General features: G+C 45.1%; 13 protein-coding genes. 7 read left to right on the top strand and 6 right to left on the bottom strand.

Translation table 11 applies throughout. The features are described 5' to 3' along the window. The first annotated feature begins 299 nt into the window (after positions 1-299). Positions 300-692 carry a cystatin domain-containing protein gene (locus AB4585_RS08715; RefSeq protein WP_017064277.1) on the top strand — a complete coding sequence of 131 codons (393 nt, stop codon included), beginning with the start codon at positions 300-302 and terminating at the stop codon, positions 690-692. 103 nt (positions 693-795) lie between these two features. On the opposite strand, the gene AB4585_RS08710 is transcribed toward AB4585_RS08715, so the two are convergent. Continuing rightward, positions 796-1,374 (bottom strand): hypothetical protein, encoded by a 579-nt coding sequence (locus tag AB4585_RS08710; RefSeq protein ID WP_102332704.1) that lies wholly within the window; start codon positions 1,372-1,374, stop codon positions 796-798. A gap of 212 nt (positions 1,375-1,586) precedes the next feature. Further along, entirely contained in the window at positions 1,587-3,185 is a 1,599-nt protein-coding gene (locus AB4585_RS08705) for an isocitrate lyase (protein ID WP_017059981.1), read from the bottom strand. A 130-nt stretch (positions 3,186-3,315) separates the two neighbouring features. Here AB4585_RS08705 and AB4585_RS08700 point away from each other — a divergent pair, with 130 nt between their 5' ends. Both AB4585_RS08700 and AB4585_RS08695 read left to right on the top strand, forming a co-directional pair. Next, complete coding sequence (locus tag AB4585_RS08700) at positions 3,316-4,269, top strand: LysR family transcriptional regulator (RefSeq protein ID WP_017033103.1); 954 nt, start codon at positions 3,316-3,318, stop codon at positions 4,267-4,269. A gap of 155 nt (positions 4,270-4,424) precedes the next feature. Continuing rightward, a complete protein-coding gene (locus AB4585_RS08695; RefSeq protein WP_136981763.1) occupies positions 4,425-6,608 on the top strand; it encodes a malate synthase G in 2,184 nt (727 codons plus the stop codon). A gap of 211 nt (positions 6,609-6,819) precedes the next feature. Here AB4585_RS08695 and AB4585_RS08690 read toward each other — a convergent pair whose 3' ends face one another. Beyond that, positions 6,820-8,247 carry an NAD-dependent succinate-semialdehyde dehydrogenase gene (locus tag AB4585_RS08690; protein WP_372154643.1) on the bottom strand — a complete coding sequence of 476 codons (1,428 nt, stop codon included), beginning with the start codon at positions 8,245-8,247 and terminating at the stop codon, positions 6,820-6,822. Between the two features lie 216 nt (positions 8,248-8,463). Further along, positions 8,464-9,252: an IclR family transcriptional regulator gene (locus AB4585_RS08685; protein WP_372154644.1), complete on the bottom strand. Its 789-nt coding sequence runs from the start codon at positions 9,250-9,252 to the stop codon at positions 8,464-8,466. A 154-nt stretch (positions 9,253-9,406) separates the two neighbouring features. On the opposite strand from AB4585_RS08685, the gene pta reads away from it, so the two are divergent. Then, on the top strand, positions 9,407-10,480 hold the full coding sequence (gene pta / locus AB4585_RS08680) for a phosphate acetyltransferase (protein WP_372154645.1): 1,074 nt from the start codon (positions 9,407-9,409) through the stop codon (positions 10,478-10,480). A gap of 71 nt (positions 10,481-10,551) precedes the next feature. Continuing rightward, on the top strand, positions 10,552-11,319 hold the full coding sequence (locus tag AB4585_RS08675; RefSeq protein ID WP_372154646.1) for a TSUP family transporter: 768 nt from the start codon (positions 10,552-10,554) through the stop codon (positions 11,317-11,319). 50 nt (positions 11,320-11,369) lie between these two features. Here AB4585_RS08675 and AB4585_RS08670 read toward each other — a convergent pair whose 3' ends face one another. Next, positions 11,370-13,091 carry a cobaltochelatase CobT-related protein gene (locus AB4585_RS08670; RefSeq protein WP_372169558.1) on the bottom strand — a complete coding sequence of 574 codons (1,722 nt, stop codon included), beginning with the start codon at positions 13,089-13,091 and terminating at the stop codon, positions 11,370-11,372. A 3-nt stretch (positions 13,092-13,094) separates the two neighbouring features. Further along, entirely contained in the window at positions 13,095-14,078 is a 984-nt protein-coding gene (locus tag AB4585_RS08665) for a MoxR family ATPase (RefSeq protein WP_017077362.1), read from the bottom strand. A gap of 262 nt (positions 14,079-14,340) precedes the next feature. Between AB4585_RS08665 and xsc the strand changes: the two genes are divergently transcribed. Continuing rightward, positions 14,341-16,152: a sulfoacetaldehyde acetyltransferase gene (gene xsc / locus AB4585_RS08660; protein ID WP_372154648.1), complete on the top strand. Its 1,812-nt coding sequence runs from the start codon at positions 14,341-14,343 to the stop codon at positions 16,150-16,152. 400 nt (positions 16,153-16,552) lie between these two features. Beyond that, on the top strand, positions 16,553-17,368 hold the full coding sequence (locus AB4585_RS08655; protein WP_372154649.1) for an FRG domain-containing protein: 816 nt from the start codon (positions 16,553-16,555) through the stop codon (positions 17,366-17,368). Positions 17,369-17,600: the final 232 nt, after the last annotated feature.

Here is a 17,600-nt window from a genome sequence, read left to right as displayed (position 1 = left end):
TGAGCTCATCTTATTAATCGTGATAGGAATGTTTTTGGTGTGAAGTATGTAATTATCTGATTAATTATGTCTGTATTATTACTCGCTTATTCTCTCGCTACTCATTTTAATGATTTAAATATCAGGTGGATAAAAGCAGAGCTCCAGTGCTCGTCTTGTTTTCCTGACAATCTCCTGTGTTTATAGAGTAGTTACACCATAATCTCTGATGAAGTGATGACATTCGAGGTTTAAGCTTGCCTGCATATGAAACATTATTGCGAGTAATCCCTCGTAAATGATTGAGGTAGAGAGAATTTATGAAGAACGTACGATTAACATCATTACTTGGAACAGCAACCTTGTTTAGTGTCGTGGCGTTAGCTGGGTGTAGTCAGAAATCAGAGGTACCAACTCAACCGCAAGAGAATGCGAACCCCATCTGCAGCACTAAAAACCTGACGGGTGGTTGGTCGAAAAGTGAGATAACACCAGAAGCCAAGCAAGCTTTAAACGCAGTTCTTAGCCAAATGAACACTTCAGCTGAGCTCAAGCAGATCTTGAGTGTTCGAACTCAGGTTGTCGCGGGTTTGAATTACGCTATTGAGTTTGAAATGGATAATGGTGAAGTGTGGAACACCATCGTTTACCGTTCTCTACAAGGTGACATCGAAATGACGCAACCTGCACAGAAAGGTCTTCTGTGCTCATAATCTAGATGCGTCTGTATCTTGTGAGATAGGCTTATAGCAAATAAAAATGGCTCCGTATTGGGAGCCATTTTTGTTTTTAAGAAGACTGATTTGTTGAACGTTTTCAGTCGGCCAACTCGGGCTCAGCTAACTCCTGAACACAAGCACGGCTGATGTCTTCATCAATGTAGGCCATACCGAGTTTATTGAGGTAGTCCATGCGATCAGCAGTGCGAAGCTCGATGTCGGGGCCTGCAATGTTATTGGCTTGATAAATTTCAGTGAGGTGAGACATGAATTGCTCGCCCACACTCATCATCAATAGACTCATTGCTCCTACGTCCGGTCTTACTTTGGGACGTTGCTTTTCAGATAAGTTTACCGCTAATACGATAGGCTGTTCTTCACCTTCGAAGCGAACGCCTCGCTCACGAACGGTTTGTTGAGCCCAGTAATATGCCAGTTCTTTGCTCTGGGTGAGAAACACTGGCTCAACCGATTCGGTGTAGTTGTTGCCGATGGTCGCCATAGTTTTTGAAGCTGCTTCGTTGAGCGCTTTGTCTCCAGAACGTTTTAAACCTTGGCCTTGAATAGAAGCCAATAAAGCTGAAGATGTGCCGTGATACCAAGTATCACCCGTCGCGAAACCATTCTCTGATAACAGTGTTTTTGCATCTTGTAGGTGTGTAGGTATTGAAGTCATAGGCACTCTCAACAAATAAAAATCTCAACAAATAGGAATCTGAACAAATATGTATACAGTTAGCTTAAACAGAAGTTGTTCGGTTAACCGTGGTGTGGAACACAAATCTGAGGCTTTGAGATAAAGCTGGCAGTACAAGCTTTATCTCAAAGCCTTCCCCCGGATCTTACCTAAGTAAGAGAGAAGGGCGGGGGAGGCTTTAGCGTTAGCGGTTAATCAAATTGATTAGACGTATTCGCTTCACCCGCGGCTTTTAGTGCATTCTCACCCGCGAAGTATTCTTTGTGATCATCACCGATGTCTGAACCAGACATGTTTTGGTGTTTAACACAAGCGATGCCTTGGCGTATCTCTTTGCGCTGAACATTTGCAACATAGCCCAGCATGCCTTGGTCACCGAAGTATTCTTTTGCAAGGTTGTCAGTAGACAGCGCTGCAGTGTGGTAAGTCGGTAGAGTAATCAAGTGATGGAAGATACCCGCTTCACGAGATGCATCCGCTTGGAATGTGCGAATCTTGTCATCAGCTCGTTTAGACAATTCAGTTTCGTCATATTCAGCACTCATTAGGCTAGCACGGTCGTAAGCTGAAACATCTTTACCTTCTGCTACCATCGCATCGTATGCTTGTTGGCGGAAGTTTAGCGTCCAGTTGAATGATGGAGAGTTGTTGTAAACCAGCTTCGCATTAGGGTGAACTTCACGTACGCCGTCCATCATCTCTTTGATTTGACCGATGTGTGGCTTCTCAGTCTCAATCCATAGTAGGTCAGCACCCGCGTTGATTGCTTCAATACAGTCGAATACACAACGGTCTTCACCAGTACCTTGGCGGAATTGGTATAAGCCTGAAGGTAGACGCTTAGGTCGAACTAGCTTGCCGTCACGGTTAAAGCAAACGTCGCCTTCTGCCATATCTGCAACATCGATCTCTTCAACATCTAGGTATGAGTTGTAGATATCACCTTGGTCGCCCGGCTCTTTCACTACTGCGATTTCTTTTGTTAGGCCAGCACCTTGAGAATCGGTACGAGCAACAATAACGCCGTTGTCGATGCCTAGTTCAAGGAAAGCGTAACGAAGTGCGCGAAGTTTTGCGTGGAAGTCAGCGTGTGGAACCGTTACTTTGCCGTCTTGGTGACCACATTGCTTCTCATCGGCAACTTGGTTTTCAATTTGTAGACAACATGCGCCTGCTTCAATCATCTGCTTAGCCATTAGGTAGGTCGCTTCTGCGTTACCAAAACCTGCATCGATATCGGCGATGATTGGCACCACGTGTGTTACGTGATTGTCGATTTTGTCTTGGATAAGGTCTTGTTGGTTAACGTCGCCCGCTTCACGTGCAGCGTCTAGCTCACGGAATAAACCACCCAGTTCACGTGCATCAGCTTGGCGCAGGAATGTGTATAGTTCTTCTACTAGGCCTGCAACCGATGTTTTCTCATGCATAGATTGGTCTGGAAGTGGACCAAAATCAGAGCGAAGTGCAGCAACCATCCAACCAGAAAGGTATAGGTAACGACGGTCAGTCTTGCCATCAAAGTGCTTCTTAATAGAAATCAGTTTTTGTTGGCCGATGAAACCATGCCAACAACCCAGAGACTGAGTGTATTGAGAGCTGTCTTTGTCGTAAGCCTCCATATCCGCACGCATGATATCTGCCGTGTATTGCGCGATATCCAGACCTGTTTTGAATTTGTTTTGAGCTCGCATACGAGCAGCAGATTCAGCATTAATTGCATCCCATGGAGCACCTGCAGCGCTTTTTGCAACTTCTATCATTTCGATATCTTGTGTAATTTGCGACATAACTATTCCTTAGTTTCACGTGGGGTATGGTTGCCAAATTGGCTTGGATTAAAACTTTGCTATGGACAAAGAATAACCACGCATGTGATAATTTTGTTAATTTATAGTTATTATATTCGGTATTTTTCTTATGAATATTGCTCGTATAGACCTTAATTTACTTGTGTATTTAGACATGTTGCTACGTGAAAGAAACGTTACACGAGCAGCAAATCAATTGGGTATTACTCAGCCAGCCATGAGTAATGGCCTTCGCCGATTGCGTGATCTCTTTGAGGACCCGCTATTAGTGAGAACCAGTGAAGGGATGATACCAACCGAACGCGCACATAAGTTGCAGCCACTGATTCGAAACATCCTGGCAAATGTAGAAAAGACACTGCAGCCGACCGCAGAGTTTAATGCAGAAGACAGTGAACGCGTATTTCGTATCATGGCGAGTGACTATGCAGAATCGACCATTATTCAACCTCTTCTGAAAAGGTTAAGTGAAATCGCACCGAAAATACGACTGGATATCATGACGCCAAGTGACGTGAGTTATCAGGATGTAGAGCAAGGTACTGTTGATATAATTATCAACCGATTTGACGATATTCCTCAGTCGTTTCACCAGATGAGCCTTTGGCACGACGGGTTTTCTTGTCTATTTAGTTGTGACAACCCGATAGCCGACAACTTCGATATTTTGTCCTATTTAAAGGCGCAACATATCTGGGTAAGTAAGACAGGTATGGGAACGGGGGTGGGGATAAATCCAAGTGAAGCACAAAAGCTCGGTTGGATAGATGAAGCACTTATTCGTATCGGAAAAACACGCAATATTACGGTGTTTACTCGACATTACCTATCAGCCATTCTCTTCGCTCAACAGAAGAATCTGATCCTGACCATTCCAACCAAAGCCGCGCAATTGCAGCGAAATAATCCAAGGCTGTTGATCAAACCCGCGCCATTTGCGATTGAACCGTTTGAAGTGAAAATGGCGTGGAGTCCATTATTGCAAACCAATCCAGACCACCAGTGGATGCGTCGTTTGATTAAAAGTGTCGCTAACGAAATCGAGAGTGGAGTAACGGAATAACACAGTTTTTAGGGTATTTTTTATATGAATATCCAATATAACCGGCATAAATTAGCTAAATTCATGTCCGTTAAGTAAGTTTAAGTCAGTAAAGTAAATTTGAGCTAGTCACGAAAATTTATTGAGTAGCCATAAATTAGTTTGAGAGAGATTTTATGAGCAGTCGTATTCAACAGGGAAGCTTGAACATTGATAGCACCCTCTACCAATTAATTAATGAGCAGGTGATTCCTGGAACAGGCATTGTCGCTGAAGACTTTTGGCAATCATTTGCAACCATCCTTGAAGATTTGGCTCCAAAAAATCGCGCATTGCTTATCAAGCGTGAAGATCTTCAACATCAAATTGACGTTTGGCACCAAGAGCGTGCTGGGCAAACGCTCGATCCTGTGGAGTACAAACAGTTCTTACAGCAGATCGGTTATTTGGTTCCTGAAGGCGATGACTTTCAAGTGACGACAGCGAGCGTAGAGCCTGAGATCGCAACACAAGCAGGGCCGCAGCTTGTGGTGCCAATCATGAACGCACGTTTTGCACTTAACGCAGCCAATGCGCGTTGGGGCAGCCTATATGATGCGCTCTACGGAACGGACGTGATCAGTGAAAGTGATGGCGCGGAAAAGGGCGGAAGCTTTAACCCAGCCCGTGGTGCTAAAGTCGTGACTTATGCTCGCGAGTTCCTTGATGACGCAGCGCCATTAAACGGCGTCTCCCATAAAGACGTCACTAAATACAGCATCAGTAACGCTAGCATCGGCAATAAATTAATAGCGACACTCGATAACGGCGAAGAAGTCACTCTCATTGATAGCGACCAGTTCATTGGCTATCAAGGTGACGCAAGTTCCCCTTCGTGCATTCTTCTTAAACACAATAATCTGCACATCGAAATTCAAATTGACCCGAGCGCACCGATTGGTAGCGTCGATGTGGCGGGAATTAAAGATGTATTAGTCGAAGCCGCTCTAACAACCATTATGGATTGCGAAGACTCGGTTGCTGCAGTTGATGGTGAAGACAAAGCATTGGCTTACCGTAACTGGTTAGGCTTGATGAAAGGTGATCTACAAGAATCACTAGAGAAAAACGGCAAAACCATTGTTCGTAACCTTAACCCAGATCGCCAATACACCAGCGTGACGGGTGGTGAGATTTCACTAAAAGGCCGCAGCATGTTGTTCATCCGTAATGTCGGCCACCTGATGACCAACCCTGCGATTATTGATGCCGAAGGCAATGAAGTGCCTGAAGGCATTATGGATGGCATGATCACTTCGCTAATCGCGATGCATGATTTAAAAGGCAACAGTGCTTACCAAAACTCGACCGCGAACAGCATCAATATTGTAAAACCTAAGATGCATGGTCCTGAAGAAGTCGCGTTCACCAATGAGCTGTTTGGTCGCATTGAAGATGCATTAGGGCTAGATCGATTCACGATCAAAGTTGGCATCATGGACGAAGAGCGTCGTACTTCGGTTAACCTTAAAGAATGTATTCGAGCGGCTAAAGATCGTGTTGTGTTCATCAACACAGGTTTCTTAGACCGAACGGGTGATGAGATTCACACCAGTATGGAAGCGGGACCATTCGCTCCTAAAACACAGCTGAAAACCATGACTTGGATTGGCGCATACGAAGATCAAAACGTTGATCTTGGCTTAGCTTGTGGCCTGCAAGGTAAAGCCCAGATTGGTAAAGGTATGTGGCCAGAGCCAGACAACATGGCGAAGATGATGGATGCGAAAATCGGACATCCACAAGCGGGTGCTAATACTGCTTGGGTTCCTTCTCCAACCGCCGCGACTTTGCACGCGCTGCACTATCACAAGGTGAGTGTACCAAGCCGTCAGAAAGAGCTTCGTGAGCGAGTGAGAGCCAATGTTGATGATATTCTTACTATCCCGCTACTGGGCAACCAAAAGCTGACTGCGCAAGATATTCAAAGTGAGCTGGATAACAACACACAAGGTATTCTGGGGTACGTGGTTCGTTGGATTGATCAAGGCGTTGGTTGTTCGAAGGTACCTGATATTAACGATGTCGGCTTGATGGAAGACCGAGCGACGCTGCGTATTTCAAGCCAACATATTGCGAACTGGTTACGTCACGGCATTTGCGAGGAAGCTCAGGTAATGAAAACCATGAAGCGCATGGCCGCAGTGGTGGATGAGCAAAACGCTGGCGACCAGAGCTACCGTAACATGGCGCCTGACTTTGAAAACAGCATTGCATTTTCAGCGGCGTGTCAGTTGGTATTCGAAGGCTGTGCTCAGCCGAGCGGTTACACCGAGCCAGTACTGCACGCGATGCGTCTAAAACTGAAAGCACAGGAATAGCGAAGCAACTGAATAACAAAAATAGAGAATGTAAAATACTAAAAAAAGAACCCCCCCTTTAACCGAGCCCAAGGTGCCGCGCTTTTATAGCGCGGCTTTTTTTTGATTCATTTTTGTGAAGGGAAAGGTGGAAAGTGGGTCAGGTTAGTGATCACTAAGACTTAATTATTTCCGAGCCCTAATCACTGCCAGAACTTAGTTACTACCAACCTTATTTTCCGCCAAAGCAAAGATACTTAATGTCCATGTACTCATCGATGCCTTCTTTCGCACCTTCACGGCCAATACCTGATTGTTTCACGCCACCGAAAGGCGCGACTTCGGTTGAGATCAGGCCATCATTAATACCCACCATACCGTACTCAAGTGCCTCTGCGATGTTCCATACTCGATGAATGTTCTGACTGTAGAAGTACGACGCTAATCCATAAATGGTATCGTTGGCCATCTCGATAAGCTCTTCGTCCGTGTCGAATTTCATCACAGGCGCGACTGGGCCAAAGATCTCTTGCTGAACAATGTCCATGCTGTGTTTCACATTTTTAAGTATGACAGGCTGAAGGAAAAGCCCATCAAGCTCTTGAGTTGGCGTCACAGGTGTCGCGCCTTGTTCTACCGCTCTGTCTAATAATGCTTGGATGTTGTTCTTCGCATTCTGACTGACAACAGGACCAATGGTGACACCTTCATCTAAGCCGTTACCAATCTTAAGTTGTTGAACCGCTTGATCGAATTTAGCCACGAACTCATCGTATACTTTACTGTGAACATAGAAACGGTTTGCACAGACACATGTTTGTCCCGCATTACGGAATTTTGACGCCATTGCGCCTTGAACGGCCGCGTCGATGTCAGCATCGTCAAACACAATAAAAGGTGCATTGCCACCAAGCTCCATAGAGGTGCGTTTGATGCCTTTTGCAGCTTGAGCCATCAAAATGCTGCCCACACGGGTCGACCCAGTGAAAGAGATTTTTTTGATCAACGGATGCGAAGTGAATAGGTTGCCCACTTGTTCAGGGCTTTCACCAAGAACGACTTGAAGTAGATCCTTAGGGATACCCGCTTGATAAGCCAGTTCAACCACAGCAAACGCAGAAAGCGGTGTCTCATCCGAAGGTTTCACGACAAAGCTACAACCCGCAGCTAAGGCAGGAGCCGCTTTACGAGTGATCATTGCAATCGGGAAGTTCCATGGCGTAATCGCACATGCGACACCAATAGGCTGCTTGATGGTCACCAAGCGTTTGCCAGCGACTGTGCTAGGAATGGAATCACCATAAGTGCGCTTTGCTTCTTCTGCAAACCACTCAATGAAGCTCGCGCCATACACCACTTCGCCTGTCGCTTCGGCTAACGGCTTACCCTGTTCCATTGTCATGATTCGAGCAAGGTCATCTTTGTTTTCAAGGATCAACTGGTGCCAGCGATGAAGCAGTGCAGCACGAGATTTAGCAGGAATTTTTGCCCACTCTTTCTGCGCTACATGAGCTTGTTCAATCGCGTTCGCTAACTCTGTTTCTGATGATATCGGTGCGTTCCCGATGAGTTCATCCGTTGCTGGGTTTGTGACTGCAACTGCGTTGTTCGCTTCTGTCACCATAAAAGAGAGTAAGTGCTGGTTATCAATGTTTAGCATCGTGATTCCTTTGTCGTGATTACTTTAGACGTGTTGCTGATGTGCGGGTTGGCGAGTGTTCAGATCACTTCGACCAAATGTTGATTAGTCGCAGATTGTGGTCGTTAATTCGATAGTTTTGAAGCCCTTGTTTGCGCAAGCATTGTTTACCAAAGTAGGGCTTTCGAAATCCATGATCAGTTAAGTCATGGACTTCGAAATTCTTTAAGAAAGTGCTTACTGCTGACTCCAATTATCAGCTTCGATTTTCGCCAGCGCTTTTGCTGCTTTTTGAAGTGCGGGCAAGAATTTTATTGCTTCATCCGGTTTCACTCGAATCACAGGTGCTTGGATCGCTAGGCCTAGGTTTGATTGACCAGTTGGTGAGGGTATCAGCACAGCGATACAGACTAAGCCTGGTAAAAACTCTTCATCATCAATAGCAAAACCTTGGATTTTTGCTTCTTCGATGTCTTTCTCTAGAGTCGAATAGTCGGTAATCGTGTTCACGGTGTATTGAGTCAGCGGCACGTTTTCAATTAATCGTCTGCGCTGCGACTTAGACATGTGCGCTAAAAACAGCTTGCCTGTAGCTGAGCAGTGTACGGGAACGCGAGAGCAGGGGTGCAGGTGAAAGCGAAGGGGAGCTTCAGTTTCTGCACGATCGAGATAGATGATTTCACCACTTGAAAGAGCCGTCAGGTTACAACTCTCACCGACCTCTGCTCTCAGGTTCTCAAGGATAGTGCGTCGCGCGCTGTGCATGGTGCTATTCAAAAGTAGGTTTTCGGCAAGTTTTCTTAGTCGAATGCCTGAGCTGTAGTGCTTTTCGTCGCCATCTCTTTGAATGATGCCCGCCGCTTCTAATTGCTGAAGCATTCGGTGCAGCGTGGGTTTTGGTAATCCGGTCTCTTCGACTAAACCTTGCAGAGAAATAAACTCGTCTTTTTGCGCTATCACCTCTAATAGTGCAAAAAGTCGGAGGGTCGGTGTATCCCCTTGAACTTGCGGTGTTTCTGTTTGCATACAGTGATTCATCCTTGCGATATGTCTATGCCTAAGAGTGTACATACCAAATCATTATTCTTCAATTATCTGAATAAAATTTGATCTTTTTTATTATTCAAATAATATAAATGTAAATTATGGAACAATTAATCTCAATAAATGGAATTTAAAGATGAGGGCGATTGGACGGATTATTGATAAAGCTCATTTAGATCGTAAGCGTGTTGTTTTGAGTGAAGCGGAGGACCCGCGAGTGCTAGCTGCTGCAAGAATGGCAATCGATAAACAGCTCGCTCACATCACACTTGTAGGCGATGAATCGGCGATCATCGCTGCTGCAGAACTGCATCACATTAACCTGGCTGGCATTCATATTGTTTCTCCACAGGCGTCGTCACTCAAAGAGGTGCTCGCTGAGCGGCTGTATACATTAAGGAAAGCCAAAGGCATGACTTATGATGACGCACTAGAGCTGGTTCAAGACCCACTTGTTTTTGCCAATTTGATGGTAAGGGAAGGGCTGGTCGACGGCACAGTTAATGGCGCGGTTTATACCACGTCTGATGTGGTGCGAGCTGCGCTGCAGATTATTGGGCCAGCGCCAGACAGCGAGTTGGTGTCCAGCTTCTTCTTGATGATGCTGTGTGAGCCTTTCCATAATCTTAAAGGCGGTATGATTTTCAGCGATTGTGGTTTGGTTATTAACCCCAATGAAACCGAGCTGGCATCAATCGCGGTAGCCGCTTCTCAAAGTGCTGAGGCATTGTTAATGGAAGAGCCTAAGTTGGCGATGCTTTCATTCTCTACCAATGGTAGCGCGAAACATGAGTCGGTAGACAAGGTGCGCAGTGCTGCGCAGATAGTTAAACAGCGTTGCCTGGGAATCGCTGTAGACCAAGATGTTCAATTAGATGCGGCGATTGTCACTGAAATAGCGGCGAAAAAGTTGCCTGATTCAAAGGTCAAAGGTCAATCTAACGTGTTGATATTTCCTAACTTAGAAGCAGGTAATATCGGTTATAAGCTTGCGGAAAGGCTAGGTGGGGCTGTTGCGATTGGCCCGTTGCTGCAAGGGCTGAATCAACCAGCGAATGACTTGTCCAGAGGCTGTAGTGCCGAAGATATCTTTAATGTCATTGCCGTTACCGCGGTACAAGCGCAGCAAGGGAAAGCATCTGACTCTAAGGCTGACTCTGAAGCTGATGTTGAAGAAAGAGAAGAGTCGGAGTTTGAATTCCGGTATTAACACTCGTTGCTTAAACTAATGCGGAATCTTGCACTCATATTTACCCCCAAATAACCTAATTAGGATAGCTAATGGAGTTACCTGTTTTACTCGCCATTCTTGCCACCATTGCGGTAGGTACTTATTTCCAAACTGTCACTGGATTTGGTCTCGGTATCATTGTGATTGGGCTAACGGTCAGCCTTAATTTGGTATCCCTACCCGTTATAGCCGGGGTGGTCAGTATTGTGACCTTGTTCAATTGCTTGGTGGCGTTGATGGGTAAGCCACTGCTTGGGGAACTCAAGATTCTGGTGGTGTTAGTCATCGGTATTATTCCCGGCGTATCGATGGGCGTGTACTTGCTGGACGCGTTGAGCGAGTCGGCAACCCAAATCCTACGAGGGCTATTGGGTGCCATGGTGTTGTTCGCTGGTTTGAGCTTTATGTTTAAACCTAAAACTAGAACGGTCCGTTCGACAACCGTATCTTTCCTTGTCTCAGGATTTAGCTCTGGGTTAGCGGGGGGATTATTTGGGATGGCAGGTCCACCGATTGTTTATCATCTCTATCGGCAACCTTTTTCGCTCGATCTGGTGCGAAGCACACTGCTGATGGTTTTCGCTTGTACGTCGATGTCCCGTACGGTCAATGTCTATGCGGCGGGCGACATGGAACAGAGCATATTGTGGTTATCCGCTATTGCTGTTCCTCTGGTGGCGCTTGTCACAATGTTTGCTCGGCGTTTCCCACCGCTGTTGTCTAATGATCAACTCAGAAAGCTGGTGTTTACGGTGTTAATGCTGATAGGCGGATATTTGATGGCTGTCTCTGCATGGTCGTTGTTTGGCTCCTCGTAAACCATTCTCGACAAAGGAGGCTAGTGATTCGCTAGCCTAAGCTTCCCTGTTTAAACACGCTTTAGCATCTCAAATATGCTCCTAGATAGCCCAAACAAGCAGCTCTCTTGTACATCTAACGTGATGTTGCTGCGATAGTACGGGCTCAAATCCACTCCCATTCCCACACCATGAATCTCAATACCGTTTTTGGTCGACTCACGTTCAATCACCTGTTTGAGATGGTTATCTAAATAGAACTGATCGTTGGCGGTACTGGTAGCGGTATCCATCGGGCAGCCGTCTGAGAACACAATCAAAACCTTTCGCTGGGCGGTGTGCTGCTGCAATCGATGACTCGCGAACTGAACCGCTTCGCCATCAATCCCTTCTTTAAAGATGTCGGCTTTACGAAGACTCGCAATGCCAAGTCGAGAACGTCTCCAATGGGTATCAAAATCCTTAAACACGATGTGCCGAACTTCGTTTAAGCGGCCCGGGTGCTTTGGTTGGCCTTGTTTAAGCCACTGCCGATAGACCTTGCCACCGTTCCAGTTATTGGTCGTAAAGCCAATAATCTCGAAAGGGATGTTGGCCAGTCCAACGGATTTGAGAATTGTATCAATCAGTAGGCTTAGCTTGTGACTGTGCTTTTGCATTGAGCCAGAGCAGTCCATCAAAAATGTGGTGGCACATTGATGAGATGTACCGATGTCAGGTTGATAAAAGACAGTGCTATCCAATGGCGATGTGACGAGCTTGGTGATGGTGGTGGCGTTAACAATGCCTTCTTCTAAATGGTCCTGACGTCGGTTCCTCTGTGGTGTGGCAACAAAGCTAGTAAGCATAGCGGCTAAACGGCGAGTGTTGACTTGTCTCGCCATGATGTCATCGGTTAGCTTTTGCCTCAGTTCGAGTAATAGGGTACGCCTGACGAGTTTGTCTGCGGCGATGACTTGATCAAATTCTGAATTAAAGACCTGATAATTGGCGCCCGACAACTCGAATACCTTGCTACTGCCTGTGATGTCGGTATCGACGTCTTGATCTTGAATGTCACCATCAACAATCAAGGCAAGCTGTGCAAGGAGCTTGATGTCTTCTTCAACGGTTGGTGTGGGTGAGTTATCACTTTCCTGTTCTTGGATGATTAACTCTTGTGCAAGGGCTGCAAGCTCATTGGCACTGTGTGCAAACTGTTCTTGGTCTGTTCTATGTTGCTTTAAGCGTTTAAAGCTGTGACCGAAGGTAGGCACGATGCCGGCGCGAGTCGATTCAATGGTCTCAGCAATGGGTTCCGAAACCGGAACACCGGTTAAGCGGGTGTGGATGACTTGCATCAGAGTAAACAGCAACATGCCTATTCGTGATTCGGTGAAGCCATTCTGATGATATTGGTCGCTCCAATACGCAAAGTTGAACTGAATGCTGGTGGTAACGCCTTTTAGATAAGATGGAACTTGCGATTCAATTCGCACCTGCTCGCAGAAGTCATATAACAGACGTTCGACCTCGTTTTTCGGTCGCAATGAGTAGTGAAGATCAGCATCTGAAAGCAAGAGTCGTAATGCCGATGAATCGATCTTGCCTTGCATCGAAAGCTTACTGTTTTTCAGCTCGTGGCGAGATACAAAGGTGAGATCGTTGGTGTGGGCAGACTGGTAATAACAGGGCTTATTGCCTTTATAGAGTCGTTCTCCCCGATAGTTCAGATCGAGTTCACCACTGATTGCTCTGGCGACAGACACTCCAATATCGAGGATCTTTTTCTGCTGAGAAGAAATATTGGCCATGGTTTACGACTCCGAGTGCGAATAGTTTTGAGTATGCGTTTCCAAGGCTTCACCAAAGCAACGGAAATAGTATTCGCTAACCAGTTCTTTCTCTTCGTCTTCACAGCGATTCAAGAATGACAACCTAAATGCGGTGGCTACATCATCGAATATTTGGATGTTTTCAGCCCAAGTGAGCACCGTTCGCGGAGACATCACCGTTGAAAGGTCGCCAGCCCGAAACCCGTTGCGCGTTAACCCTGCCGTTGCGATCATTTTCTCAACCAGTTGTCGGCCACTTTCATTATTCAGCTCTGGAAGCTTGGATAACACGATCTTGGTTTCATGTTGTGGATCTAAATAGTTGAGCGTGGCGATGATGTTCCATCTATCTAACTGACTGTGGTTAAGCACTTGAGTACCCGAATACAAACCTGAAAAGTTACCCAAGCCAAGCGTGTTGCAGGTAGCAAACAGGCGGAAAGAAGGGTGAGGTGTGATCACTCGGTTTTGCTCTAAAGAGGTGTACTTTCCGTCTTGCTCTAATAACTGCTGAATCACAAACATCACGTCAGGGCGACCAGCGTCGTACTCATCTAATACCAGTGCGATGGGTTGTTGAATGCTTTGCGGAAGAATGCCTTCTTTAAACTCAGTCACCTGCATTCCGTCTTTAATGACGATGCTGTCTTTACCTATGAAATCCAATCGACTTAAGTGTCCGTCTAGGTTGATCCTCAAACACGGCCAATTCAATCTCGCGGCAATTTGCTCAATGTGAGACGACTTGCCCGTTCCGTGCGTGCCTTGTATCAATGTACGACGATTTGAAGTGAACCCCGCTAATATAGCCAACGTCACTTCAGGATCAAAACAGTAATTTGGGTCGACTTTCGGCACATATTCACCCGGGTGTTCAAATGCCATCACCGTTAGGTTGCTGTCGATGCCAAAGCGTTCTCTCACGCTTACCGGCTGCGTTGGTACCAATTCCGCCTCTTTCATCATATTTCCCTCTATATAGCTCATCACTTGTCGCTGCTATCGCGATATGTCATCGATTATTAACAGCTCCAGTTAAGTTAACGGCACTTTTTGTACGAAAAACTACCAATAATGTGATCCAGTTTTATTAATTAGAATGAATTGTTCCAATTTAATATAAAAAGTTGACGCGCAAAAATTCTACTACCAAGGTGAAAATGAATTCGAAAAAGAGACAATTCATTCCGAAAAATGAAATTTTGGTTAACTCAAGGAGAATGGAAGAATGAGCGAGCAAGAAAAACGTACGGTTGTTTCCGGCACAGTAACAATGACACCATCAGAAGCGTTCGTTGAAACTATGGTTGCTAATGATGTTACCGATATGTTCGGCATCATGGGGTCGGCATTTATGGACGCAATGGATATCTTTGCTCCTGCTGGCATTCGATTGGTTCCAGTAGTACACGAGCAAGGCGCTGCCCACATGGCAGATGGTTATTCTCGTGTATCGGGTCGCCACGGTGTAGTCATCGGGCAAAATGGCCCTGGTATTAGTAACTGTGTAACAGCAATTGCAGCTGCGTTCTGGGCACATAGCCCGGTCGTAATTGTGACGCCAGAGACAGGCACTAAAACAATGGGCTTAGGTGGTTTCCAAGAATGTAACCAGCTTCCAATGTTCCAAGAGTTTACTAAGTATCAAGGACACGTAACGCACCCAGACCGTATGGCGGAATACACAGGCCGATGCTTCGACCGTGCGATGAGTGAAATGGGTCCAACTCAACTGAACATTCCACGTGACTATTTCTACGGTGAAACTCAAACCGAGATCCCTAAACCCGCGCGTTTAGACCGTGGTCCAGGTGGTGAGAAATCTCTGAATGAAGCAGCAGACCTGATAGCTGAAGCGAAATTCCCAGTCATCATTTCTGGTGGCGGTGTGGTAATGGCTGATGCAGTTCAAGAGTGTGCGGCACTGGCAGAAAGATTAGGCGCACCCGTAGTGAACAGCTACCTGCACAATGACTCGTTCCCTGCTAGTCACCCATTATGGTGTGGTCCTTTAGGCTACCAAGGTTCGAAAGCAGCAATGAAGTTGATGGCTCAAGCGGATGTGGTTATCGCTTTGGGTACACGTCTTGGTCCATTTGGTACCTTGCCTCAACATGGTATGGACTACTGGCCGAAGAACGCGAAAATCATTCAGATTGATGCCGACAACAAGATGCTAGGTCTGGTTAAGAAGATTTCAGTTGGTATCTGTGGTGATGCGAAAGCAGCTGCGGTTGCTCTATCTGAAAGATTGGAAGGCCGTGCATTGTTGTGTGATGACAATAAAGGCGATCGTCAAGACACGGTCGCAACAGAGAAAGCACTTTGGGAAAAAGAGCTTGATGAGTGGACACACGAACGTGACTCGTTCAGCTTGGATATGATTGAAGAAAACTCACACGAGACTCCGTTCTCTGGTGGTGAATACCTTCACCCGCGCCAAGTATTGCGTGAGCTAGAAAAAGCGATGCCAGAAGACGTAATGGTCTCAACCGATATCGGTAACATCAACTCGGTGGCAAACAGCTACTTACGCTTTGAAAAACCACGTAGTTTCTTTGCGGCAATGAGTTTTGGTAACTGTGGTTACGCGTTCCCGACCATCATTGGCGCGAAAGCAGCAGCACCTCATCGCCCAGCTATCTCTTATGCAGGCGACGGTGCGTGGGGCATGAGCCTGATGGAAACCATGACATGTGTTCGTCATAACATTCCAGTGACAGCCGTGGTATTCCACAACCGTCAATGGGGTGCAGAGAAGAAGAACCAAGTCGACTTCTACAACCGACGCTTTGTTGCCGGTGAGCTAGATAACCAAAGCTTTGCTGAAATCGCACGAGCAATGGGCGCTGAAGGTATCACGGTTGATAAGCTAGAAGATGTAGGTCCAACCTTGCAAAAAGCCATCGACATGCAGATGAACGAAGGCAAAACAACCATCATTGAAATCATGTGTACTCAGGAATTGGGTGACCCGTTCCGCCGAGATGCACTATCAACACCGGTTCGTTTCCTAGATAAATACAAAGATTACGTATAAGTCATAGGAAGTTTGTCCGGCCGTAGATATCTCGAGAGTGTTAGAGAAAGTGCTATCGAGAATGTGGTCGGGCAATATTAACGGGTATTGGCAATGTACTTAAGTGAATACCGGCAACCCGTATTTCAATAATCCTTAGTCAAACGTTAGAACATGAATTAAATGACTGTTGTATATATAAGTGGTTTTAGTTATATAAACTTTGTCGTTCCTTATTAATCGACCCTTAGCTAATTGCTCCTTAGTTAATGGTTTTATAACTGTTAGTTATTGATGAGGATATATGGCCATTGATAAAGACATATACCTATTGTCATTTTTAAAATTATTCGTAACGATACTGATTAACCATGATAGTTAATTTTTAATTGTAATAAATTTAAATTAAGTGACCTATTACATGCATGCTGTGAACAATAAACGTTATATAAGCTCACTCGAAGAGATGTATAAAATAATTAATTCATTAATGAATGAATGCAGTGACCAACGTGGTTTGATGTATAACGTGTGTGATTATGAAAATAATAATCTAATGCCAAGTTTAGGCCGTTCCAATCGTAAGAACATACGCCGTGTCGAACAAGAGTTGCTTTCAACAGTGAGAGTTTACGGTGGTCACTCGCTGAGCTCATACGACATAAATGATTGGTTATTGATGTGTTTAGCCAAAAAGCAGGGCTTTCCCACCCGTTTACTTGAATGGACAGATAGCCTGATTAATGCGTTGTGGTCTGTGTGCCATAGCCAAAGTAAAGACTGCATCAATATTGTTAAAGCGATTAATTATCATAGGGTTAGTGTTTTTAACTCACCCTATGAACTTGAAAGAACTCAGATCTTCAAAGTAGCCGACTGCGATAAGCAAGAGCAACGAACGGATAAGTGGTATTCCATTCATCCATTTAAGGACGGCAGTAATGATGCCATTCAGCCTTTGTACGATGAGAAAGAATATTCAAACGGTCTAGTATTCGTTCATATTTTTCCGTCAGCGAAAGTAAACCTGATAAAGGAGTTAATATCCATGAATGTTTTAAATGAACCGACTGATTATATCGAAGAGAAGCTAACTGATATAAAAAATGAAGCCCATGTAGATAACAATCAAGTTATTAATAAAGGTGAGGGTAATATTGAATTACAAGTGAATACTCATGATCGCCAGCTTGAGCAGTATGGCCGAAAGTACCATCAAGATTTTGATTTCGACTAAAGTCTAATATTTCTACTGATTTTATTTAGAGCTCATATAGATCTAGTGATTACGAGATAAATAAAATTAGAACACCAATTAATTTATAAAAAGATGAAATCTGTGAGCTTAAAGATTGTTTATAAAGTAACTCGAAGTTAGAGTGATGAATCTTGTTATCAAGTTGTTAAATTTTTACAGATCTAGTTTAAACACTCTAATAAAAAAGTGGCGAAAAGCTACTGAAATTTAA

Source organism: Vibrio sp. 10N.222.49.C9 (genome assembly GCF_041474985.1).
Classification (GTDB): Bacteria; Pseudomonadota; Gammaproteobacteria; order Enterobacterales; family Vibrionaceae; genus Vibrio; species Vibrio crassostreae_C.
The sequence above is the reverse complement of the archived record's forward strand: the minus strand, read 5'-3'. Positions and strand labels throughout refer to the sequence as shown.